Origin of the sequence: Bacillus cereus group sp. Bc061 (assembly GCF_027715825.1) — a bacterium.
Lineage (GTDB): Bacteria > Bacillota > Bacilli > Bacillales > Bacillaceae_G > Bacillus_A > Bacillus_A paranthracis.
The window spans coordinates 1,172,984-1,195,579 of the sequence record NZ_JAQFTZ010000001.1 but is presented as its reverse complement, the minus strand read 5'-3'; the positions used below and the strand labels follow the sequence as shown (position 1 = coordinate 1,195,579).

The window sequence follows — 22,596 nt, the reverse complement described above, 5'->3', positions numbered from 1 at the left end:
TATGAAAACATCAGAGTGGATTGATATTTCACAACCGCTAAATAATGATATTGCTACTTGGCCAGGGGATACACCGTTCTCGTATGAAGTATCATGGTCAAAAGAAGAGAGTGGCTCAGTAAATGTCGGAAAGTTAACGATGAGTATTCATACAGGTACTCATATTGATGCACCGTTTCATTTTGATAATGATGGAAAGAAAGTGTTAGATTTAGATATCCAAGTTTATGTCGGACCTACGCGAATCATTGACGTTTCTAATCTTGAAAGCATTGGGAAAAAGGAATTAGAGAAATTTCATTTAGAAGGCGTAGAACGCTTGTTGTTACGCACATCTTCACATGGTAAAGCGAATGAATTCCCAGATATAATCCCGCATTTACGTGCGGATATAGCACCGTTTCTTTCAGAAAAAGGTATACGTTTAATCGGGGTGGATGTACCATCAGTTGATCCGTTAGATGATAAAGAATTAGCAGCGCATCATCAATTGTTTAAACATGGTATACACATTTTAGAAAATGTCGTACTAGATCATGTAGCAGATGGCGATTACGAACTAATCGCATTACCACTTGCCTTATCAGATGCAGATGGAAGTCCAGTTCGAGCAGTTATTAGACCAATATAAGTAGAAATATATATAAAGGGGCGTTTTGCTAATATGAAAGAAAATGAAAAGGTAATTATGGAAAAAGGGATTCATACGGACTTTAAAGAGAATATGACGTACGGGGAATATTTACAATTAGATAGTTTACTATCTTCTCAAAAGAGATTATCAGACCACCATGATGAAATGTTGTTCATCGTTATTCACCAAGCAAGCGAACTTTGGATGAAGCTTATTTTACATGAGTTAAACGCAGCAATTGAATCTATTAAACAAGACAAATTACAACCAGCTTTTAAAATGTTAGCACGTGTATCAAAAATTCAATCACAAATCATTCAATCTTGGGATATTCTTGCGACATTAACGCCGTCAGAGTACATTGAGTTTCGTGACTCGCTCGGTCAAGCTTCAGGTTTTCAATCGTATCAATATCGTATGATTGAGTATGCACTTGGTTATAAAACGCCGCATGCCTTAAAAATTTATGAAAAAGATCCAGAATTACACGCTCGACTTCATACGGCGCTACATGCACCAAGTTTGTATGATGTCGCAATTCAAGCACTTGTAAAAGAAGGATTTCCTATTCATAAAGATGTGTTGAATCGTGATATTACGCAGCCTTATGAAGAAGACGCAACAGTAGAAGCGGCATGGCTTGAAGTGTATGCGGATGTAAAAAAATATTGGGATTTATACCAACTTGCTGAAAAATTAATTGATATTGAAGATTGGCTACAACAATGGCGTTTCCGTCATATGAAAACAGTAGAACGCATTATCGGACATAAAATGGGAACAGGTGGCTCTTCAGGTGTATCTTATTTAAAACGAGTACTTGATCAACGATTCTTCCCAGAGCTTTGGAATGTTCGCACAAAATTATAAAAAACAAACCTGTCAGTTCATTACTGGCAGGTTTGTTTTTTATTTGAACACAAGTATGTTTTAATTAAAGCTACAAGATATAATAAATTAGGTAATGATTTAATTGGAGGTAAAGTATTGGATTTCAAGCAGCTAGAAAATAAATTTAAAAAGAAAAAAGTAAATACATTTCTTGTTTATCAAAAAGGGGAATTAACAACTGAGTATTATAAAACACCTGAATGTGCAAGTAATTTATATAAAATAAATTCGATTACAAAAAGCATTGTATCTATATTAATAGGTATTGCAATTGATAAAGGCTATATAAATGATATACATACACCCATTACAGAGTGGATTGAAAATATACCTGAGGGAAAACATGATTTGACGCTTTATCACTTATTAACAATGACTACTGGTGAGGAGTGGAAAGAGTTTGGAAATGGAGTAGTATTCCCGAATGACTTTGTAGAATCAGCGAACTGGGTGCAATATATATTAGAAAAACCAATAATTGAAGAACCCGCTACAAAAATGAATTATAACTCAGGTTCTTCGCATTTGCTTAGCTACATTATCCAAAAAGCTACTGGAATGCCGACAGAACAGTTTGCGAAAAAATATGTATTTGATCTATTAGAAATTACCGAATATGAGTGGCAACAAGACCCACAAGGAATACATGTCGGCGGCTTCGGTATGAAAATGAAGTCAAAAGACTTATTAAAGCTAGGAATATTATGTTTACAAAATGGATATTGGCAGGGGAATGAAATTGTATCATCGAAATGGTTAGAAGAATCAAGTACACCTCTATTTGAAACGTATGAACATGTCGGGGCGTATGGATATCACTGGTGGGTATTGAATAACGAAAGATTTCACATACCGTACTGTATGTACTTTGCTATGGGATATGGCGGGCAATATATCGTTATCATTCCGCAGTTAGAAGTAGCTGCTGTAATAAGTAGTCATATGCCTAAACGTGGACTTGTTCCATTAAAATTATTTATTGAACATATACAAGAGAATTGTAATTTTCAGTAAGGGCACAAGTAAATCCATTTAATCCAGTTCAATTGTTTCATTTCTTCACAATTGAAAGTAATTTAGAAATGAAAACCTCACTGTTTATATTATAAACAGTGAGGTTTTCATTTTATCTACTCGTCTTCTGAAATGATACCTTAATAAATTTCTCCGTCTTCGTTTCAAATTCTACATCAACAAAAACGCCATATTCTTTTCCGTCCTCACGTAGCCATAATTTAAATTTTTCAACTGTTATTTGAACGGTTTTTGGTTTTCTACCTATATGAAGGTAATCAATAATCTCTGCTTTTGGGTATTGTTCTTTCGTTTTTTCTACAGCAAGTTTCCCCCATTTTGCATACGGCGGCTGCGCATGAACAATTGATGAGCTTGTATATACATTTGAACATGTAGTTAGGAATAGAATGACGAGTGCGATACGTTTTAACAATTTTTTCATGATGAACTCCTTTTACCTTTTTTATATTGTTTACATATTTTTTCAACGATATGAGTTTGGATTTTTTTGTCTTCTTTACATAAAAGCGAGGCTTTTACAAAACATAACCAAGAAATCATTTACATAATTAAGGAGGGAAAATTATGCGCCAAAAAGCTATTTTTAAAATAGCGGTTTTACTTGCGTTCATAGGACTATCTTTGATGGTCAGTAGTATACAACTAAAAAATGTAGAAGCCTTTTCTAATCAAGTCATTCAAAGGGGAGCATCTGGCGAAGATGTCATTGAACTGCAATCTCGTTTGAAATATAACGGATTTTATACAGGAAAAGTGGATGGTGTTTTCGGCTGGGGTACATACTGGGCACTTCGAAATTTTCAAGAGAAATTCGGTTTACCTGTTGATGGTTTAGCCGGAGCTAAAACGAAGCAAATGCTCGTGAAGGCAACGAAGTATGATAAGTCAACTGCTAATAAAGGTACGACAACGAATAAAGGAAATAGTGGAGGTACTGCACAAGAAAATAAACCACCTCAAAATAAAGGGACAAATGTTCCAAATGGTTATTCTCAAAATGATATACAGCTCATGGCAAACGCAGTATATGGAGAGTCTCGTGGGGAGCCGTACTTAGGACAAGTTGCAGTCGCTGCGGTTATTTTAAATCGTGTTACAAGTGCATCATTTCCAAATACCGTTTCAGGTGTAATCTTTGAGCCAAGAGCATTTACAGCGGTAGCAGACGGACAAATATATTTAACGCCAAATGAAACAGCGAAAAAAGCTGTATTAGATGCAATTAATGGATGGGATCCAACAGGAAACGCATTGTATTATTTCAATCCAGATACCGCAACAAGTAAATGGATTTGGACTCGTCCACAAATTAAAAAGATCGGGAAACATATTTTCTGTAAATAGAGCGGAGGTGGAACTATGTTACGAGGTATTATAATCGTATTATTAACAGTTGGTGTAGTTGGAACTGGATACTGGGGCTATAAAGAGCACCAAGAAAAGAATGCAGTATTAATTCGAGCAGAAAATAGCTATCAACGTGCGTTTCATGATTTAGCGTATGAGGTTGATTTATTGCACGATAAAATTGGAACAACGCTTGCGATGAATTCGCGCGCATCTTTATCGCCTGCATTAGCAGATGTATGGAGATTAACATCGGAAGCTCGTTCGGATGTAGGACAACTTCCTTTAACATTAATGCCTTTTAATAAAACGGAAGAATTTTTAGCGAATATCGGTGATTTTAGTTACCGTGCAGCCATTCGTGATTTAGAAAAAGAACCGTTAAATGATCAAGAATACAAAACGTTGCAAACTTTATATTCCAATGCAGGGAATATACAAGATGAACTAAGAAAAGTGCAACATCTTGTTTTGAAAAACAATTTACGCTGGATGGATGTTGAGATGGCACTCGCATCAAATCGTGATCCTGCAGACAATACAATTATTGACGGATTAAAGACAGTAGAAAAAAATGTAACATCGTATTCATCTACAAACTTCGGACCGACCTTTACAAGTGCACAAAAAAATAAAAAAGGTGGATTTGCAGCAGAAGGAAAAGCAATTTCAAAAGATGAAGCGGCGAAAATTGCAAAATCGTTTTTAAATTTAAAAGGAAATGAAAAAGTAGAAGTCGAGAAAAGCGGAAAAGGTGCGAAAGAATCTTTCTATAGTGTGAAAATTAAAGACGAGGCAACGAATAATGAGTTTTATATGGATATTACCGGAAAAGGCGGATATCCAATTTGGGTTATGAATAATCGAGAAATTAAAGAACAGAAAATTAGTTTAAACGATGCAGGAAGTAAAGGTTTGAAATTCTTAAAGGACCATAAGTTTCATAATATGGAGCTTTATGATAGCTCACAATATGATAATGTTGGAGTATTTACGTATGTAGTAAATGAGAATGGCGTACGAATTTATCCAGAGGCAATTCAAATGAAAATTGCTTTAGATGACGGTTCTATCGTCGGATTTTCGGCGAAAGAATATTTAGCATCACATCAAAAACGAACAATCCCTTCGGCAAAGCTAACTGCAGCAGAAGCAAGAAAGAAAATAAACCCTGATGTAAAGGTAATGGAAGAGCGAAAAGCAATGGTAGTAAACGATTTGCATAACGAAGTACTTTGCTATGAATTTGTAGGTACTTTAGGGAAAGATACGTACCAAATTTTCATCAATGCAAATAGCGGAGCAGAAGAAAAAGTGAAGAAAATGCAAGCTGTTGAAAAAATTTATGATTAAACTTTAATGGTAAAGTGGTGAGAATAATGAAGATTTTAATATATATGTTGATGGTTTGTTTTTTAATAACTGGATGCAGTATTGGAAAAAAGGATAATCCAAACGAAAAGCCCGAGCAAAAAAATGTTTCAATGAAAAATGTTAATTATACAAATAAGTCAAATAAGCCAAATGAAAAAGCAGCGGACCATTTAGCGTCTTTAGCGGCAAGTGTGCCAGGTGTGAATGATGCGACAGCGGTAGTAGTTGGGAAATATGCTATCGTAGGAATTGATGTAAAAGCGAAACTAGATCGAACACGTGTTGAATCCATTAAATACTCTGTTGCAGAAAGTTTGAAAAACGATCCTGATGGTGCTAATGCAGTTGTTGTAGCAGATGTTGATACGTATGAACGACTGAAACAAATTGGAAAGCAAATTAAAAAAGGAAAAACAGGCGAAGGTATACTGGATGAGTTAGCAGCAATTGTTGGCCGAGTAATGCCACAAGTTCCAAATGATATGATTGAAAATAAAGAAACGAATCCAATTAAAGATAATGATAAACAAATACCAAAAGATGAAGAACAAGAACTGAGAAAAGAACAGGATGACCAATCTAATAATCATTTGAATAAATAAAGTTAACCTTAACCCTGTACAAAATTGTGCAGGGTTTTTCAGTATAATATTAAATATTCAGTTTATTTTTAAGGGAATATATGGTTTAATTATTATGGGAGGGACAACTGTTATGATGAAAAAAAGCACAATAATATTATGTAGTTTATGCTTAGGTTTCAGTATGACAGCGTGTGAACAGAAGAAAGAAGTAAAAAAGCAAACAGCGACTTCTTCTACTGTGATGGAAAATCAGAAGAAAGAATCTATCAATATAAATCATTTTTCAAATATAAATGAAGGAATGACTTATAAAGAAGTGAAAGATTTAATTGGTTTTGAAGGGGATTTACTTATAGAAGAAGGCGTAGAACATTCTACACAAATTAAACAAATTTTTGCTTGGAAGGGAAGCAATCCAACTGCATTAGTTGAAATTACCTTTTTAGATGGAAAAGTACATTCTAAAGTGCAGCAAGGTTTAAGTTAATAAGTTGAAAATGGGAGAGTTTAGCATGGACATACATACAGGGGAGATTCAATTAGTTCCGTATAAAGAGGAATATAAAGAAGTTATACAAACATTTACTTTACCAAGTGAACAAGTTCAATTTACATCGGACCCAACCGAATTATTGAAAAAAGCAAAAAATGATTGTACAAAAAATGTGATTGTTATTTTAGATTACAATGGGGTACCTGTTGGTCTTTTTGCATTGCAAACAGGAGATAGAGTGCAGGAATTCACAGAAAATGAGAGCGCTTTACTTTTAACTTCATTTTCTATAAATCACGATAGACAAGGAAAAGGATATGCTAAAAAGTCACTGACACTATTACAAGCGTTTGTACAACGTTATTTTCCGATGAAAAATGAAGTTGTACTTGCTGTGAATGAAAAAAATATTCCAGCACAAAATTTATACGAAAAAGTTGGCTTCCAAGATAAAGGTTTTAGAAGAATGGGACCAATTGGTCAACAAATCGTAATGCATTTACCTATCATACAATAATGAGAAGAAAAACTTACTCTTGCATAACAAAGTAGTAAGTTTTTTTATTTAATACGATATATGATGTAGAATATATAAATAAACGAAATAGAAATGAAGGAAATACAAAATGAATCAAGTTAAAAAGTGGAATATTATTGGTGGAAGGGTGATAAAAACAGGAATTGCAGTTTTTCTTACAGTTCTAGTTTGTGAATTTTTCAATATCCCAACTATTTTTGCTGTTATTACAGCAATTGTAACAATTGAGCCAACCGCAACGGATTCTATAAAAAAAGGACTAGTTCGTTTTCCAGCTTCAACAATTGGATCGGCGTATGCAATGACTTTCACATTTTTCCTAGGTCATCAGGCGCTTTCTTATGCGTTAGCGGCAATGTTTACAATCGTTACATGTCAAAAACTAAGGCTACACGCAGGAACGTTAGTCGCAACTTTAACTGCTGTTGCAATGATTCCCATTACGGCAGATCATTATTTTACTGCATTTTTAATTCGATTAGCTACTACATCTACTGGTATTATAGTGTCTACTGTAGTGAATTTTTTTATTTTGCCACCACACTATGTTAAAACAATTTCGGGATGTACAGAAGAGCTATTTGTTAAAACGGCAAATGTTATGGAGGAATGGCTTACTGCGTTAATGGATGGGAAAGTTATAAAAAAGGAGACAACCTATACTCTTTCTAAATTAACTATATTATTACATAAAGCAGTACAATTTGTTCAATATGAGCAAAAAGATTGGAAATACCATCGACATACAAAAAAAGAAATGAGAAGCTTTTTACTTGTACAAAAGCAACTTCATTTATTACAGCAAATTATTTATCATATAGATAATTTAGCTCGAGCACCAATTGAAACATGTGATTGGTCACAAAATGAAAAAGAAATTTTACGACGAACAATTCATTCTATAATTTCTATATTAAGAAATCATTGTGAAAAAATAGATGAGGAACATTTTAAACTGATTGATGAATTAGATAAGCAATTTTGGACTAATAAAAATGATTTAGCACATTGTAAACCGAATCAATATCATCATCATTTTTCAAGTGAATCTATCATTTTATTTGAGATATTATCTATACATGATATGTTAGAGGAATTAAAACAAATATTCGAGAAATATGAGAGTGAAAATCAACTTAATTGCTCAGTTCATTAAAATGCGGAGGATTGATATGACAATTTATATTGCATTACTAAGAGGAATCAATGTAGGCGGGCATAAGATAATCAAAATGGCTGATTTAAAACAAGCGTTTGAATCAATAGGGTTGAAACAAGTGAAAACATATATTCAAAGTGGGAATATCGTATTCAAATCTGAGGAAGATATAACATTTCTAAAGGAACGAATACAGTCTGAAATTAAAAATGTTTTTGGTTTTGATGTTCCGGTTATGTTAAGAACACATGAGGAATTTATAAACATTACAAAAAGATGCCCCTATGAAGTCAATTCATTGCGAGAAGGCGAAAGTATACATATTGCCTTCTTAGCACATGAACTTTCTAAAACAGAAAAAGATCAGCTACTTATGCAAAAAAATGAGACTGAAGATTGTTATATACATGAAAAAGTTGTGTATTTATTTTTCAAAAATAGCATTCGAAACTCTAAATTAATGAACCAGTTTCAGAAGTTGCATACACCAGCTACAGTAAGAAATTGGCGGACTGTGAATAAATTAAAAGTGATAGTTGAGGGGATGTAAATATAAAAAGATGAGATTTTCTGTATAAAGAAAATCTCATCTTTTTATTTATATTGTTTTGCGACTATAAGCTCGACAATAGGGTGAATAAAGAATGAAGAGCACAGTGCAATAAAAAGAGGGAAGTTTTTAACCCCATTTAAATTAGCTCCCATAGAAAACCCTTCAGAGAAGAGTAATATAAGGAACATTACAACTACGAGCGTAAAATATGCAATTTTAGAGCTTTTATATGTAATTTGTTGTCCCATTTCATCTTGACTTTCTTCTGATACACCGTGAGGATCTCCCCATGTAATATGATTGATAAGGTAGCTAAGTATTAAAGCGCTTGTGAAAATTGTTCCACCTAAAATCGCACCTTCAGCGATGTATTTATAAGCCCCGTGTATAAGCACTCCAAGTAATGATAAAACGATTGTTATTAAAATGAATTTTTTGCGATTCATATGAAAAATGGCACCTCCACTGTTGTAAAAAACTCTTTACAATTATAGTATAAAATTGGAAAAGTTTCATGTCAAATACTTTTTACATATAGAGCCGAGAATATGATATTTTGTTTTTATGATTAATAAAAAATTACATTACATTTGAATGTAAAAGAATGGGCTCGCATATATTTGGAAGGGATGTCAGATTAATTTAGGGGGTAGTTATGTCTATTCTTTTAAAAGCTGGTGCTGATGCAGGAAATAACGGTTTGAAGTTAATGGTGAAAGGGCAAGATCCTATTTTTATTCCGAGTATATATGCTTTATATATAGGAGAGCCTACAGGATTGTTAGATGAGGGAGATGTTTCATTATCTGAATTAGAAAATCACATTGACGTGACCATTAGTTCTCCATCGTTAATGTTAAATAATGTGCGGTATATCGTTGGAGAAAAAGTCATTCAAGATCAATTAAAAGGTACTGAGGTTGAGAAGAAATCGAATAAGTCAACTGATGAGTTAATGGTTATTACGATTCTATCTGGTTTAGCGGTAAGTGCTATGCGTCAAAGTCCAACTTCTAGCCACATTAACATTCGATATGATTTATCTGTTGCTCTCCCTATGCAGCTTATTACACAAGAAATAGCGGCGGAAAATGCGAAACGTTATATGGGGAATCATAAGGTTGTGTTCCATTATCCAAACGGACGTGATGTTACAATTAATATTTCCATCGAATATTGCAAATGCCTACCTGAGGGTGCTTCTGGGACGTGGGGCATTGTATATGATGAAGAAGGAAATGTTGTAAAACATAAAATAGAATGTGAACAAAATAAAGTGTCAGAAATTGATTTTGTTGATAAAACATTATTATCTTTTGATATTGGTGCAGGAACGACAGAAGAAGTCGTTTCACTAGGTGTAAACTTTAGACCACAACTAAGTAAGGGTTTATCGTACGGTGTGAAAGAAACGTTACTACAAATTATTACGAGATGGAACCGGAAGTATCCAACAAAGACAATTGATAGTATTACAGAATTCAATCAAATTTATTTAAACGATAAACACCCTAGAAATGCATTATTAGTTGAGGAATCACAACCAGCACTATTAGGTTTAGCAGCGCGCGTTGCAACGGATATTATTAACAAAATTGATGATATGAAAGACGATCCATATGTTTTTATTTATGGTGGGGGCGCAGTTATCATAAAAAATAGCCTGAAAATGATTTTAAAACAAAAAGGGCGTTTAACAAATGTAATCTTTGTAGATAATCCATTATTTACAAATGCACGTGGATTATTAGTCTACACTTGTTCGCCAAAATATAGAGAGCATAAGCAAAAAGAGTTAGGATTTACAAACTTAACAATAAGTTAGTTGGTGGAAGTATGCGATCTAGGCGATATAAACGTGGTGACCGAGTAAAAATTAATATTCATAAGTCAGTATCACCTGAAATGCTTGCATGGCTGAATAAACAATCAAATCCAACCAACTTCTTTTTCTTTGCAGCGCAGCAACTTTTTAAACAAGTAGGAGATATTGATGTGTCAAAAGCTATACCAAGTAGCCATGTTTTCTCGTTATACGTTGAGCCATCATCTTTATTAAAAGTAGAAGTTAATCCTTTTAAAAGCTTACCACTAGAAGCAAATAAATCCACCGATAATATAAAAAAAAAATCATGGGAAGCTGTTGATCAATTAGATTGTCCGTTTTTTTAAACATAGAAAAATATAAGTATTGCCCATCACTATACATACGGATACAGTGATGGGCTTTTTTACATGTAACGAATAAAAGGGGCACAAATTGTGGCGTGCCCCTTTTATTCGTTATTTATCTATTATTTTAGCTGTATGTTCAGTAACAGCATGAATGATGTCTTCCCAGTCATCAGGATGATTTTCATGTCCTGCGCCTTCAAGGGTTAATAGAACTGAGTTAGGAATTTCATCAATAAGTACGAGACCATGTTCAAAAGGGAGCGCGGTATCGTCTGTTCCGTGAATGACTAATGTAGGTGCTTGTATGGAGTGAAGCACCCCTTCATATGCATCATCGCCTTGAAGTAAAGCGTGATTAAACATGCTTAATAAATTGTTAGCTCGTTCAATTTCTTATTTTACTTGATTATAGACTCGTTTTTCATCAAATGTGCGTTTGGACCCGCATAATAGACGGGACCCTGAAACTAAATATTCTGCTACAACTTTTTCATTTGTCCAATCTAAATGTGTGCCATTTGCGTGATGTGTTAAAATACTTTCATCCATCGGAGGTAAATCGCGCGTGTTATCGTCAGAGCCTATTATACTTGTAGCTAATAATGTTAACGATAAAATTCTTTCGGGATGTTTTACAGCAGCAATTTGAGCGATCATACCGCCTAAAGACATACCAAATAGATGCGCTTTGTCAATATGATAAGCATCTAGTACCCCAATTGCATCTTCAGCCATATCCGTAACGGAATAATTAGAAGTTCCAGGTTCATATGCGACAGAGCGTCCCACATCACGGTTATCAAAACGAATAACAAATTTCCCCGTGTTAGCCAACTGTTCACAAAATTCTTCATCCCAATAAACCATTGAACACGTAGCACCCATAATTAATAAAATAGCTGGATTTTTAGGGTTTCCAAAGCTTTCTGTACATATATCAATCTCGTTTATTTTAAATATCTTTTCAGTCATAGAGTTCTCTCCATTTCTTTTGAATGTAATTAAACATAAAATTTTGAATGACTCTAAGTTGTGTGTTAGATTTGCTTTGTTTTTTGCGTAATTACCCCCAAAAATAAGTTTATGATAATTTAAGGGGAAAAATTTTGAGAAATAATTGTATGTTATTAAAATAAACAGCAAGGGAGAGGACATGAAAGCAATTGTTATAGATCAATATAGTAGTGTTGAAGAATGAAAAGACAGACCAGTTTTAAAACCAGTTGTTAAGAATAACGAGGTATTAAAATGAAGAAGGCGTTAGAGAAGCTTATATTTTGAGTGAATATAAACATGTTTCATTTTATTCATGATACGGATTGACTTTATTTATTGGAAAGGCGTAATATTATCAAGCTATATGAAAGAGATCTGTAAGAAGAGGGGAGTTATTATGAAAATAAATTGGACTGAAGTAAAGGAAAAAATTCGACCGCAAATTTCAAAACCATCATATGAAACTTGGTTTACGAATACTACTGTTTATTTAGAGGATGATATATTAACAATTTATTGTCCAAATGAATTTGCACGTGACTGGTTAGAATCTCATTATAAAGAATTAGTATTTAATACATTAAGAGAAATGTTTAATACGACGTTTGAAATTCAGTTTGATCTATGTAATGGCAAACCATCTAACTTGAAAGATGTCCAAAAAGAAAAGCTTAGTAGCTGGGATGAAGTAAAGAAAGCGTTAAGACCAAAATTAGCAGAGAAAACATTTATGACGTGGATTAGAAATACAAATGCTACGATAAAAGATAATAAAGTAATAATCTTTTGTGAAGATGCGTTTCATCGTGATTTGCTTGAAGGTGAGTATAAAAATATAATTTCAAGTACCGTACAGAAACTTACTGATGAAGAATATCAAATTTGGTTCGAAATAGGATCAAGCGCTACTTCTAAAGCACAGATCCATCACGTGCAAAATAATCAACGTACTTCCGGACAAGAGGAATCAAAAACAATTTGGAATAAAATAAAAGATAAAATGCAATTAAAAATTTCGAGACCGTCATATGAAACTTGGGTCAAAGAAACGACAGCTAGAATAAATGAAGATTCATTAATCATTTATTTTGAAAACGAATTCCAACAAGAGTGGGTTAAAAAGTCTTATAAAGATTTAATTTCGCAAATAGCTAAAGAGTTAACTGGAAATACATATGAGCTTCAATTTGAATTAAAATCAAATACAAATGCACTAGATAATGCTGGAAAATCAACTGTTAAAGATATCACTTCCGAATTAGGGGAGCAGTTCAAAGTATCCAATAACAGTTTAAAATATAATGATGTAGACGAGAGCAATAAACGCATTCGAGCCCTAGAAGAAAAAATAATGAACTTGGAAAAGATCATTGGTACATTAGTAGAAAAATTAGATGCAGTAGAATTAAAAACACAGTTGGAAAAATAACCAACTGTGTTTTTTTTACTTAATTCGCTTTTTTTATAAACCCTTTATAATGACGTTTTACAAGCTGACTTTCTAACGTTTTCATTGTTTCAAGTGCCACACCGACAATAATCAGTAAGCTTGTACCACCAATTTGTGCAGAAGGTGGTAATGTAGCAATCTTTGTGAATACAAGCGGTAAAATTGAAATTGCACCTAAGAAAATTGCACCGATAAATGTTAAACGGTATAAAATTTTCGTTACATATTGTTCTGTTGATTTACCAGGACGAATACCAGGTACATATCCATTTTGCTTTTTCAAATTCTCTGCCATTTGCTCAGGATTCACTTGAATGAATGCATAGAAGTATGTGAAAGCAACGATAAGACCGACATAAAGTGTCATTCCAATTGGATGTGCGAAATCAAGGTTTGCAACTAACCATTTTGATACGCTTGAATCAGGGAAGAGCTGCGCAATTGTACGCGGCGTCATTAAAAATGCGGAAGCAAAGATTACTGGAATTACACCAGCACTATTTACTTTAAGAGGTAAATGAGTGTTTTTTGCTCCTTGATATTGATTGTTGCCTGAAACAGCTTTTGCATATTGAATCGGTATTTTACGCACCGCTTGTTGTATGTAAATAACGCCAACAACTATCGCTAAAATTATAAGACCAATTAAGACCATCTTTATGATGTGCATGAATAATTGATCGCCTGCATTTTGAAATTGTTGCAAATAAATTTGGTTCGCAACATTTGGAATCGCTGCAACAAGTCCTGCGAAGATAATCATCGAAATACCATTACCTACTCCGTTAGCGGTAATTTGTTCACCTAACCAAAGTAAAAATGCAGTTCCTGCAGTTAAAACTGTCGCAATAAATAAGTATGTAGTCCAGCTTTGATCTGTAATTAATTGTCCACCTGCTATATTATTAAAGCCATAAGACATCCCAATGGCTTGTATGAATGCGAGAATGATTGTAAAGTATCGAGTAAATTGAGCTGATTTCTTACGGCCCATTTCTCCTTGCTTTGCCCATTCCGAAAATTTTGGTATGACGTCCATTTGTAGTAATTGTACTATAATGGAAGCTGTAATATATGGTGTAATACCTACAGCAAAGATTGAGAAGTGTTGCAATGCTCCTCCGCCAAATACGTTTAGCATACCTAAAACGTTAGCTTGATCTTGTACTTTTAATACCTCTGCGTTAGTATGAGGAACTGGAATAAACGTGCCAATTCGAAAAACGATTAACATCGCTAATGTAAAAAGGATTTTCCTTCTTATCTCAGCTACTCTCATGAAATTTGAAATCGTACGAAACATTATATCGCCTCCTATATTTTTATCAGTTTAAAACTGATTATTATATCCCGATGAAGTAACCACAAACCTCCTTCCGCATTAAATTCATTTGACAAATGGAATTTTATACATTTTGTAGTTTTCACGGATATAAAAATATAAGGTATTTTTAGCGAGCTATAAGTTTTTCGTAATCATTCAATACACATAATATATCGAATAAATTAACAAATGTACATACATACGCATGAAAAATGAATGAATAGGGACATTTTTTACATTTATTTAATGATAATCGAAAGAAGGATGCTTTTAATTATTGTATTTCAAGAAATTTGCTAGGACGATGAAAGGAATTCTATTATGTTATTTAGTATAAAAGTGGCAGGGTATTTTTTATTTATGAAGGAATATATGAAAATAAAGGCTAAATAATTTGAGTAGAGATTTGTTAAGGGGAGTGATGTATATGAAAGTGATTATAAAAAATTTACCATCATTAGAAGTGGCATTCATAAGAAGAACTGGTAGTTACTTTGAACCACAAGATCATTGGGGGAAGTTATTGAACTGGTCTATTGAAAATAAGCTTTATCCACCTGAGCAATCATTTATCGGAATTTCATTAGATAACCCTGAACTTGTTGCAAGTCATATGTGCCGACATGATGCTTGCGTTACCATACCTAAAAACTTTGAAAAAGAACAACATGAGGATGTGCAATTTAAAAGTGTAGATGGAGGTCTATACGCTCTATACGAATTCTATGATAAACCTCATAAATTAAGTGAAGTGTATCGATATATGTACGCAGTGTGGTTACCAAATAGTGAATATAGTGCAGATTATGATAGGGATAATTTAGAGTTTTGTATGAACAATGTTGCAGAAGACCTAGAAGGAAAATTAAAGGTTGATTTATTTGTGTCAATAAAAAAGAACAAATAATAAGTAGTATAAATTATAAGTGGTATTAAAAAATTGTTTTTTAATAGTATAAAACCCACTCTTAAAAATAGTTGAGAGTGGGTTTTATGTTGTTATTGAGAAAAAAGTTTACTTTAATTAATATGAATATTTGTTTATATGATGAATGTACGTAATAGTACATAATAAAAATATTATTTTTTTGTCACAAAAATGAGCATTCTGGTTTCTCTATAATGCAGGCATCAAAAGAGAGAGAGGTTTTATTCACATGCAAACAATAAAAAGTGAAGAGAGGAATGTTTCACATATAACATTTGAAGCGTTGTTTAAACAAAACTATGCGTATGTTGTTAAACAAATAATATGGATCATTAAAGAACAGACGGTTGCTGAGGAATTAGCGCAAGAGGTGTTTTTGCAACTGTATCATTCAGATTGGAAAGCAATAGAAAATTTATGTGCTTGGCTTATAAAGTCTTCTACTTATGTCGCCTATAACTACATTCGCTCTGAAAAGAGACATCGGGCAAGAATCGATAAAGAAACCCAGTATCAAGAAGTTCAAATTGATTCGTCACTAGATGATGAATGGATCAGAAAAGAAGAAATTACAAAAGTACAAAGGGTTTTGCGAAAAATGAAAGAACAAGATCGAACAATATTATTAATGAAATTTTCAGGGTTTCGATATAAAGAAATCGCGCAAGTACTTCAGATTGAAGATTCGTCTGTTGGAACATTGTTGGCACGAGCTAAACTTAAGTTCCGAAAAACTTTTGAACAAATGGAGGGGAAATAAATGACTTGTTATGAAATGGGATCCATTCAATCATATATTGATGGCGAACTTTCGCGTGAGGAAAGAAAACAATTTATAAAGCATTTAGACAAATGTAAGAAGTGTCAAAATTTATTAATTGAGCTAACAGAATTAAATCAATGGGAACATTCAACACTAGCCGAGGAGAAGCTTCATGAGGCTCCAGAAATAAATATTGATGTCGAAAAAGCATGGCAAACATTTAATGGTTATAACCAGACTAATAATGTACTTAGTACAAATCAAACGATAGAAAGAAAGCAGGGAGTATTTTCAAATATGAATAAAAAATCAAAACGGTTCATGTATACGTCGGTTGCTGCGGTAGGCATTTTTACTATAGCTATGATCCCGCAAGTTCAAGTTGCAGCAACTAATATTGCTTCTTACTTTGCTAATGAAGTATTAAATGATACGGTTGTGAATGAAGGAAGTAAAGATGAAAACGGTGTACAACAAGAAGGTATGTTGAACGGGCAGTTTATACCTATTGATGAAAAGATAACAGATCAAGGGATAACTGTACATTTTAAAGAATTATATGTGGCAGATGCACGTATATCTGTTCATTATAGAGTGGAGAAAGCCGATGGAACTCTAATGCCATTTGAATTTGATACAAATGGATTAGATATAAAAAGCGATGGAAAAGTAAATGGACAACAAGAAGAAAATCCTGAATATAACACAGGAAATGGTATGTTTTCACAATTATCATTTATTCAAGGTGAAGACAATTCACCATTTGAATTATTGTCAGAAGGAAAACAGTTAGAGCATGTAGGCATTCGTGATAAAGACAGACCAGAAGGCGTCATTACATTTGTTGAAGGTCTTGAAGGAAAAGGTTCCTTTAAACAGCCTTTAACATTAGATGTAAACATAAATAAAATAGGAAAAATAGCTGGATCTTGGAAAGGTCAATTTCAAATTAATCCTGAAAAAGTAAATAAGTAAAACAAATTTATATGAAAAAAAGAATAACACAATACATGTCGAGTGATATCTTTATCTATTGGTTTGCTTTTATAATGCTTATTTCTTACATTATTTTAACTATCTCTTTTATCTACTAATCAAATAGTAACGAAGAATTTCAATGTATGAGATAACTAATTTTTATAAGTTATTGTGCAGCGAAATCACCAAATAAACAATTGAATGAGACGAGCATATACTAATAAATGACACAATGCATAATTTATAATCGTATTTGAAGAGCACCTTAAAGTGCTCTTTTTTTTTTGAAATTCATGCACATATATAAGTTGTTCTTTATTCGTATTATCGCCCTTACATTATGTAATTTTGCATAATGTTACATAAATTGTGTATTTTCCCTTTTTTTCGACAGGAGCAGGCAGTATACTTTGTACAAGCTTTCTATTTCAAAATTATACGAGGTGAAAAAATGAAAAACAAAAAGACGTTAACTAAGGTAGCATTAACAACAGGTTTAGCTTTAACAGCAGTAGCACCATACGGAGTAGGTCATGCAGAGGAAACAGATCAACTACAAGTTCAAATTCAGGAGGAATCATTCCGTTCTGGTGAACTTACACAACCGTCACAAAAGGCACCAGAGAATGTAGTAAAAGATGCTCTTAAGGAGAAAACAGAACAAGCCCTTTCTTCAAAACAAGTCAATGGAGAAACTGGAGTAGATTACAAAGTTCTTCAAAAACGTGATTCATATGATGGGACTACACTTGTACGTATACAGCAAACATATGAAGGAAAAGAAGTATATGGCCATCAATTAACTGCACACGTAGATTATAACGGTGTTATTAAAAGTGTTTCAGGTGATAGCGCGCAAAATTTAAAACAAGAAGAATTGAAAAAGCCTATCAATCTATCAAAAGATGAAGCGAAACAATATATTTATACGAAGTACGGGAACGATATCAATTTTATTTCTGAGCCAGAAGTTAAGGAAGTTATTTTTGTTGATGAAAATAATGGCCAAGCTAGCAATGCATACCAGGTTACATTTGAAGCGGCAACACCAAAATATGTTTCCGGAACATATTTAGTAAATGCACAAAATGGTGATATGTTAAAAAATATGGTACAAGAGTCTAACTTGAAAGCAAGTGAAAAACTAGTTGGAGCCTTAAAGAAAAGTAAAAAAAGCAGTCTTACATCATTAACGGGCACTGGAAAAGATGATTTAGGGATCTCTCGTTCATTTGGTATTTCTAAACAAAGTAATGGCAAATATGCTCTGGCTGATTATACAAGAGGGCAAGGAATTGAAACATATGATGTGAATTATAGAGATATTACGAAAGAAGAAAGCTATTATCCTGGTACATTAGCAACTAGTACTTCGACAACATTTAACGATCCAAAAGCAGTAAGTGCTCATTACTTAGCAACAAAAGTTTTTGATTTTTATAAAGATAAATACAACCGTAATAGCTTTGATAATAAGGGACAAAAGGTAGTTTCAGTTGTACACGCTTGGGATTCTGAAGAGACGAATGATCCGAAAAATTGGCAGAATGCATTGAGTGCTAATAATGGAAGTATGCTTGTATATGGTGATCCTATCGTCAAAGCATATGACGTAGCTGGCCATGAATTTACACATGCTGTTACTTCTAGTGAATCTAATCTTGAATATTACGGTGAATCTGGTGCGATTAATGAGGCACTATCTGATATTATGGGAACATCTATTGAGAAATACGTAAATAATGGAAGCTTTAACTGGACGATGGGAGAACAAACTGGATCTGTCTTCCGTGATATGGAAAACCCAGCCTCTGTTCCATCTTCACTTGGAGTACCTTATCCAGATGATTACAGCGAATTTAATGATTTTAATGGATGGGATCAAGGTGGCGTTCATTTTAATTCAAGCATTATCAATAAAGTTGCGTATCTCATCGCAAAAGGCGGAACTCATAACGGTGTAACTGTTAAAGGAATTGGTGAAGATAAAATGTTTGATATTTTCTATTACGCAAATACAGATGAGTTAAACATGACTTCTAATTTCAAAGAATTAAGATCAGCATGTATTCGAGTGGCAACTAACAAATATGGTGCAAATTCAGCTGAAGTTCAAACAGTACAAAAGGCATTTGATGCAGCAAAAATTAAGTAAGTTAGAAATATAGTTCTTATTCATATATTATTACATTATGAAAAACAGCTAATGTCGTTTTAAGGATATTAGCTGTTTTTTTCATACCAATGTATTTGAAAAATAAACTTACTAAGCAATAATTAGGTACTCTACCTTTAAGAAGTTGCGACAAAGATTTTAGGTTTATAGTATATAAAAACAGAAAATTAATAATATATTGACCCCTTAATGGGAAGTGCTATAAAATGAAAGCGATAACAAACGATTGCTTTAAAATAATTTCCCTGATCTTTTCGTATTTACAGATATATGAAGACATAAATAAACTATTTTTTTAACAATCAATGCAAACGTTTTCGTATTGGAAAGATCATTGAAATACATATGTGAAAATAACCAATACGGGGGGAAGCAAAAGAGATTTCTAGATTAATTTAAATTGTGTAATGCAGTACGGGCATAATAAATCGTCCGTACTATTTAAAGAAAGGGTGTATGTAGTGCAAATGACAAAAAGATTAATTAACAAATCAGTTTTATTGCTTACTATAATCGTTATGTTATCATCTGTTTTCTCGTTTCAAAGTGTAAAGGCAGTTTCAAATTCGAAAATAACTGAAGTTATCGTTCATTACAAAGAGCAGCTTGGAAATACAAAAGACTGGAATCTTTGGTTATGGGGAGAAAATGCAAATGGTACATCTTATGAATTTACTGGTGAAGATGAATTTGGAAAGTACGCTAAGATTAATATAGATGGTGACTATAATCGTGTAGGATTCATCATTCGTACAAATGAGTGGGAAAAAGATGGTGGGGATCGTTGGATTGAAAATATAAAGGACGGTCGTGCTGAAGTATGGATTCTTTCTGGTGATGAAAAGGTATATAACGCTAAGCCTTCTTCGGATCTATCAATTCAAAAAGCAACTATTGATAGTTTCAATGAAATCACTGTAACGACGAATGTTCCATTTCATATTAAGGAACAGAAAATTGAAATTGAAGGTATTAAAATTAAGAATATTACTCCTTATGATATAAACAGTGGAGATATTACGAATAAGGTGAAAATAATTACGGAACAGAAAATTGATTTAAAACAAACATACAAAGTTAAAATAGAAAACTTAGCTGATACGAATACTGAAATTGGTAAAGTCATTCGTAGTGAGGAATTTGATCATTTATTTTATTATGGTGGTAACGATTTAGGAAATACATATACCGCGCAACATACAAAGTTCCGTGTATGGGCTCCTACTGCGAGTGAAGCGAAGTTAGTTACATATAAAAAATGGAACGATAAAATAGGTACTGAAATAAATATGCAACAAGGTGAAAAGGGCACCTGGAAAGCAGAACTTAAAGGGAATCAAAAAGGTCTCTATTATACGTATAAGGTAAAAATTGGTGATAAGTGGACAGAAGCAGTTGATCCTTATGCACGTGCTGCTTCTGTAAATGGAGATAAAGGTGCGGTTATTGATTTAGAAGAAACAAATCCGAAAAAATGGAACACTAACAAAAAGCCTAAATTAAAAAATCCGGAAGATGCTATTATTTATGAATTGCATGTACGTGATCTTTCTATTCAGCCCGAAAGTGGCATTAAACAGAAAGGAAAATATTTAGGTGTAACAGAAAAAGGAACAAGAGGGCCTGAAGATGTGAAAACAGGACTTGATCATATAAAAGATCTTGGTGTTACACACGTTCAGCTTTTGCCGATATTTGATTATGCTTCAGTAAATGAAGAGAATGTAAACGAACCACAATATAACTGGGGATATGATCCAAAAAACTTTAACGTACCAGAGGGGTCCTATTCTACAAATCCATACGAGCCAACTGTTCGAATAACTGAATTAAAACAAATGATTCAAACACTACATGATAATAATCTTCGTGTTGTTATGGATGTAGTTTATAACCATATGTATAATGCTACTGAATCTAATTTTCATAAGTTAGTTCCAGGTTATTATTATCGTTACAATGAAGACGGAACATTTGCAAATGGCACTGGTGTAGGAAATGATACTGCTTCAGAACGAAAAATGATGAGGAAATTTATGATTGATTCAATAACATACTGGGCAAAAGAATACAATTTAGACGGATTCCGTTTTGATTTAATGGGTATTCATGATTATGAAACAATGAATGAAATACGTAAAGCTGTTAATCAAATTGACCCTTCTATTATACTACATGGAGAAGGTTGGGATTTAAATACACCTCTTGCAGCAGAGTTGAAAGCAAATCAAAAAAATGCAGAGAAAATGAAAGGGATTGCTCATTTTAACGATAATATACGTGATGGATTAAAAGGTAGTGTATTTGAAGAGAAAGAAAATGGGTTTGTAAATGGAAAGGAAAACATGGAAGACCGTATTAAAAAAGGCATTACCGCAGGCATTGACTACGATACAAATTCGTCGACTTATCAAGATCCAGAGCAGGTGCTAACTTATGTGGAAGCGCATGATAATCATACATTATGGGATAAACTTGAGTTGACTAATCCAAGTGACAGTGAAGAAGTGCGAAAACAAATGCATAAATTATCTTCTTCGATTTTATTAACATCACAAGGTATTCCGTTCTTACATGCGGGACAAGAGTTTATGCGCACGAAATATGGTGATCATAACAGTTACAAATCTCCAGATTCAATTAACCAGATGGATTGGCTGCGCCGAGCAACGTTTAATAATGAAGTAGATTATATGAAGGGTTTAATAGAATTACGCAAAAAGTACCCAGCTTTTCGAATGACATCTGCAGAGCAAATAAAAACACACGTATCATTTATTGATGCTCCGAAAAATACTGTAACTTATACAATAGAGGGGAATAAACATGAATACTTTACAGTGGCTCACAATGCAAATAGAGAAACTGTTGAAATAACACTTCCATCGAAAGGTCCTTGGAAAGTACTAGTAGACGGGAAGCAGGCGGGAAGTAAATCTCTTTATGTTGTGCATGACAATAAAATTAAAGTTCCTGCGTTAAGTTCATTTGTTTTAAAGTTAAAATAGTATAATTTCACATACTGTAATTGTATTACAATTTAATCAATCAAAAAGAGAAGAACTCGCCAAGGTTCTTCTCTTTTTTATGTGTGATTAGGGTTTCCGTAATTGTAGATATACGAGTTTGTGAATATAGCAAAAGGCAAGACGATGAATCTATTTTCAAAGTGACGAGAAAATGACAAAACTGTAA

The 22,596-nt window shown here is 33.3% G+C and carries 21 protein-coding genes and 1 pseudogene; 18 read left to right on the top strand and 4 right to left on the bottom strand.

Going from position 1 to position 22,596, the window contains the following annotated elements; genetic code table 11:
• Position 1 precedes the first annotated feature (1 nt).
• The 3 genes from kynB to PDQ40_RS06190 all read left to right on the top strand — a co-directional run bounded on the left by kynB (position 2) and on the right by PDQ40_RS06190 (position 2,539).
• Positions 2-631 carry an arylformamidase gene (gene kynB / locus PDQ40_RS06200; protein WP_000858056.1) on the top strand — a complete coding sequence of 210 codons (630 nt, stop codon included), beginning with the start codon at positions 2-4 and terminating at the stop codon, positions 629-631.
• A 33-nt stretch (positions 632-664) separates the two neighbouring features.
• Positions 665-1,504, top strand: a complete 840-nt coding sequence (gene kynA, locus PDQ40_RS06195) for a tryptophan 2,3-dioxygenase (RefSeq protein ID WP_000661965.1) — start codon at positions 665-667, stop codon at positions 1,502-1,504.
• A gap of 117 nt (positions 1,505-1,621) precedes the next feature.
• A complete protein-coding gene (locus PDQ40_RS06190) occupies positions 1,622-2,539 on the top strand; it encodes a serine hydrolase domain-containing protein (protein WP_000346268.1) in 918 nt (305 codons plus the stop codon).
• Between the two features lie 112 nt (positions 2,540-2,651).
• Here the strand turns inward: PDQ40_RS06190 and PDQ40_RS06185 are convergent, their stop codons facing one another.
• Positions 2,652-2,984, bottom strand: coding sequence for a DUF3889 domain-containing protein (locus PDQ40_RS06185; protein WP_000734894.1), 333 nt, complete (start codon positions 2,982-2,984; stop codon positions 2,652-2,654).
• A gap of 143 nt (positions 2,985-3,127) precedes the next feature.
• Between PDQ40_RS06185 and sleB the strand changes: the two genes are divergently transcribed.
• The 7 genes from sleB to PDQ40_RS06150 all read left to right on the top strand — a co-directional run bounded on the left by sleB (position 3,128) and on the right by PDQ40_RS06150 (position 8,608).
• Complete coding sequence (gene sleB, locus PDQ40_RS06180; protein WP_001249053.1) at positions 3,128-3,907, top strand: spore cortex-lytic enzyme; 780 nt, start codon at positions 3,128-3,130, stop codon at positions 3,905-3,907.
• 15 nt (positions 3,908-3,922) lie between these two features.
• Entirely contained in the window at positions 3,923-5,263 is a 1,341-nt protein-coding gene (ypeB, locus tag PDQ40_RS06175; protein ID WP_000943712.1) for a germination protein YpeB, read from the top strand.
• Positions 5,264-5,289: 26 nt separating this feature from the next.
• On the top strand, positions 5,290-5,886 hold the full coding sequence (locus PDQ40_RS06170) for a YhcN/YlaJ family sporulation lipoprotein (protein ID WP_000698000.1): 597 nt from the start codon (positions 5,290-5,292) through the stop codon (positions 5,884-5,886).
• A gap of 112 nt (positions 5,887-5,998) precedes the next feature.
• Complete coding sequence (locus tag PDQ40_RS06165; protein WP_000976533.1) at positions 5,999-6,355, top strand: hypothetical protein; 357 nt, start codon at positions 5,999-6,001, stop codon at positions 6,353-6,355.
• 25 nt (positions 6,356-6,380) lie between these two features.
• The gene (locus PDQ40_RS06160) at positions 6,381-6,878 is read left to right on the top strand and encodes a GNAT family N-acetyltransferase (RefSeq protein WP_000351205.1); all 498 of its coding nucleotides are present in this window, start codon (positions 6,381-6,383) and stop codon (positions 6,876-6,878) included.
• 109 nt (positions 6,879-6,987) lie between these two features.
• Positions 6,988-8,055 carry an aromatic acid exporter family protein gene (locus PDQ40_RS06155; RefSeq protein WP_001077571.1) on the top strand — a complete coding sequence of 356 codons (1,068 nt, stop codon included), beginning with the start codon at positions 6,988-6,990 and terminating at the stop codon, positions 8,053-8,055.
• A 16-nt stretch (positions 8,056-8,071) separates the two neighbouring features.
• A complete protein-coding gene (locus PDQ40_RS06150; RefSeq protein ID WP_000158237.1) occupies positions 8,072-8,608 on the top strand; it encodes a DUF1697 domain-containing protein in 537 nt (178 codons plus the stop codon).
• Positions 8,609-8,652: 44 nt separating this feature from the next.
• Here the strand turns inward: PDQ40_RS06150 and PDQ40_RS06145 are convergent, their stop codons facing one another.
• A complete protein-coding gene (locus PDQ40_RS06145; protein ID WP_001080322.1) occupies positions 8,653-9,057 on the bottom strand; it encodes a hypothetical protein in 405 nt (134 codons plus the stop codon).
• Between the two features lie 209 nt (positions 9,058-9,266).
• On the opposite strand from PDQ40_RS06145, the gene PDQ40_RS06140 reads away from it, so the two are divergent.
• Together PDQ40_RS06140 and PDQ40_RS06135 are read left to right on the top strand one after the other, a co-directional pair.
• The gene (locus PDQ40_RS06140) at positions 9,267-10,436 is read left to right on the top strand and encodes a ParM/StbA family protein (RefSeq protein WP_000025611.1); all 1,170 of its coding nucleotides are present in this window, start codon (positions 9,267-9,269) and stop codon (positions 10,434-10,436) included.
• A gap of 11 nt (positions 10,437-10,447) precedes the next feature.
• On the top strand, positions 10,448-10,783 hold the full coding sequence (locus PDQ40_RS06135) for a hypothetical protein (protein ID WP_001257754.1): 336 nt from the start codon (positions 10,448-10,450) through the stop codon (positions 10,781-10,783).
• Positions 10,784-10,894: 111 nt separating this feature from the next.
• Here the strand turns inward: PDQ40_RS06135 and PDQ40_RS06130 are convergent.
• Positions 10,895-11,758 (bottom strand): annotated as a pseudogene (locus tag PDQ40_RS06130) (alpha/beta fold hydrolase).
• Between the two features lie 421 nt (positions 11,759-12,179).
• Between PDQ40_RS06130 and PDQ40_RS06125 the strand changes: the two are divergent.
• On the top strand, positions 12,180-13,211 hold the full coding sequence (locus PDQ40_RS06125; protein WP_000700989.1) for a DnaA N-terminal domain-containing protein: 1,032 nt from the start codon (positions 12,180-12,182) through the stop codon (positions 13,209-13,211).
• Positions 13,212-13,230: 19 nt separating this feature from the next.
• Here the strand turns inward: PDQ40_RS06125 and secY are convergent, their stop codons facing one another.
• Positions 13,231-14,535 (bottom strand): preprotein translocase subunit SecY, encoded by a 1,305-nt coding sequence (gene secY, locus PDQ40_RS06120; protein ID WP_000490140.1) that lies wholly within the window; start codon positions 14,533-14,535, stop codon positions 13,231-13,233.
• Between the two features lie 448 nt (positions 14,536-14,983).
• Here secY and PDQ40_RS06115 point away from each other — a divergent pair, with 448 nt between their 5' ends.
• From PDQ40_RS06115 to pulA, 5 genes are all read left to right on the top strand, one after another.
• Positions 14,984-15,463: an AraC family transcriptional regulator gene (locus tag PDQ40_RS06115; RefSeq protein ID WP_000864416.1), complete on the top strand. Its 480-nt coding sequence runs from the start codon at positions 14,984-14,986 to the stop codon at positions 15,461-15,463.
• A 250-nt stretch (positions 15,464-15,713) separates the two neighbouring features.
• A complete protein-coding gene (locus PDQ40_RS06110) occupies positions 15,714-16,244 on the top strand; it encodes an RNA polymerase sigma factor SigX (RefSeq protein WP_001193463.1) in 531 nt (176 codons plus the stop codon).
• Positions 16,245-17,222, top strand: a complete 978-nt coding sequence (locus PDQ40_RS06105; protein WP_000128540.1) for a DUF4179 domain-containing protein — start codon at positions 16,245-16,247, stop codon at positions 17,220-17,222.
• Positions 17,223-17,676: 454 nt separating this feature from the next.
• A complete protein-coding gene (locus tag PDQ40_RS06100) occupies positions 17,677-19,380 on the top strand; it encodes a M4 family metallopeptidase (RefSeq protein WP_002170226.1) in 1,704 nt (567 codons plus the stop codon).
• Between the two features lie 488 nt (positions 19,381-19,868).
• Positions 19,869-22,409: a type I pullulanase gene (pulA, locus tag PDQ40_RS06095; protein WP_000166833.1), complete on the top strand. Its 2,541-nt coding sequence runs from the start codon at positions 19,869-19,871 to the stop codon at positions 22,407-22,409.
• Positions 22,410-22,596 lie beyond the last annotated feature (187 nt).

Coding starts and splice junctions, on each gene's coding strand:
- kynB (WP_000858056.1), top strand. CDS start 2: ATGAAAACATCAGAGTGGATTGATATTTCACAACCGCTAAATAATGAT.
- kynA (WP_000661965.1), top strand. CDS start 665: ATGAAAGAAAATGAAAAGGTAATTATGGAAAAAGGGATTCATACGGAC.
- PDQ40_RS06185 (WP_000734894.1), bottom strand. CDS start 2,984: ATGAAAAAATTGTTAAAACGTATCGCACTCGTCATTCTATTCCTAACT.
- sleB (WP_001249053.1), top strand. CDS start 3,128: ATGCGCCAAAAAGCTATTTTTAAAATAGCGGTTTTACTTGCGTTCATA.
- ypeB (WP_000943712.1), top strand. CDS start 3,923: ATGTTACGAGGTATTATAATCGTATTATTAACAGTTGGTGTAGTTGGA.
- PDQ40_RS06170 (WP_000698000.1), top strand. CDS start 5,290: ATGAAGATTTTAATATATATGTTGATGGTTTGTTTTTTAATAACTGGA.
- PDQ40_RS06165 (WP_000976533.1), top strand. CDS start 5,999: ATGATGAAAAAAAGCACAATAATATTATGTAGTTTATGCTTAGGTTTC.
- PDQ40_RS06160 (WP_000351205.1), top strand. CDS start 6,381: ATGGACATACATACAGGGGAGATTCAATTAGTTCCGTATAAAGAGGAA.
- PDQ40_RS06155 (WP_001077571.1), top strand. CDS start 6,988: ATGAATCAAGTTAAAAAGTGGAATATTATTGGTGGAAGGGTGATAAAA.
- PDQ40_RS06150 (WP_000158237.1), top strand. CDS start 8,072: ATGACAATTTATATTGCATTACTAAGAGGAATCAATGTAGGCGGGCAT.
- PDQ40_RS06145 (WP_001080322.1), bottom strand. CDS start 9,057: ATGAATCGCAAAAAATTCATTTTAATAACAATCGTTTTATCATTACTT.
- PDQ40_RS06140 (WP_000025611.1), top strand. CDS start 9,267: ATGTCTATTCTTTTAAAAGCTGGTGCTGATGCAGGAAATAACGGTTTG.
- PDQ40_RS06135 (WP_001257754.1), top strand. CDS start 10,448: ATGCGATCTAGGCGATATAAACGTGGTGACCGAGTAAAAATTAATATT.
- PDQ40_RS06125 (WP_000700989.1), top strand. CDS start 12,180: ATGAAAATAAATTGGACTGAAGTAAAGGAAAAAATTCGACCGCAAATT.
- secY (WP_000490140.1), bottom strand. CDS start 14,535: ATGTTTCGTACGATTTCAAATTTCATGAGAGTAGCTGAGATAAGAAGG.
- PDQ40_RS06115 (WP_000864416.1), top strand. CDS start 14,984: ATGAAAGTGATTATAAAAAATTTACCATCATTAGAAGTGGCATTCATA.
- PDQ40_RS06110 (WP_001193463.1), top strand. CDS start 15,714: ATGCAAACAATAAAAAGTGAAGAGAGGAATGTTTCACATATAACATTT.
- PDQ40_RS06105 (WP_000128540.1), top strand. CDS start 16,245: ATGACTTGTTATGAAATGGGATCCATTCAATCATATATTGATGGCGAA.
- PDQ40_RS06100 (WP_002170226.1), top strand. CDS start 17,677: ATGAAAAACAAAAAGACGTTAACTAAGGTAGCATTAACAACAGGTTTA.
- pulA (WP_000166833.1), top strand. CDS start 19,869: ATGACAAAAAGATTAATTAACAAATCAGTTTTATTGCTTACTATAATC.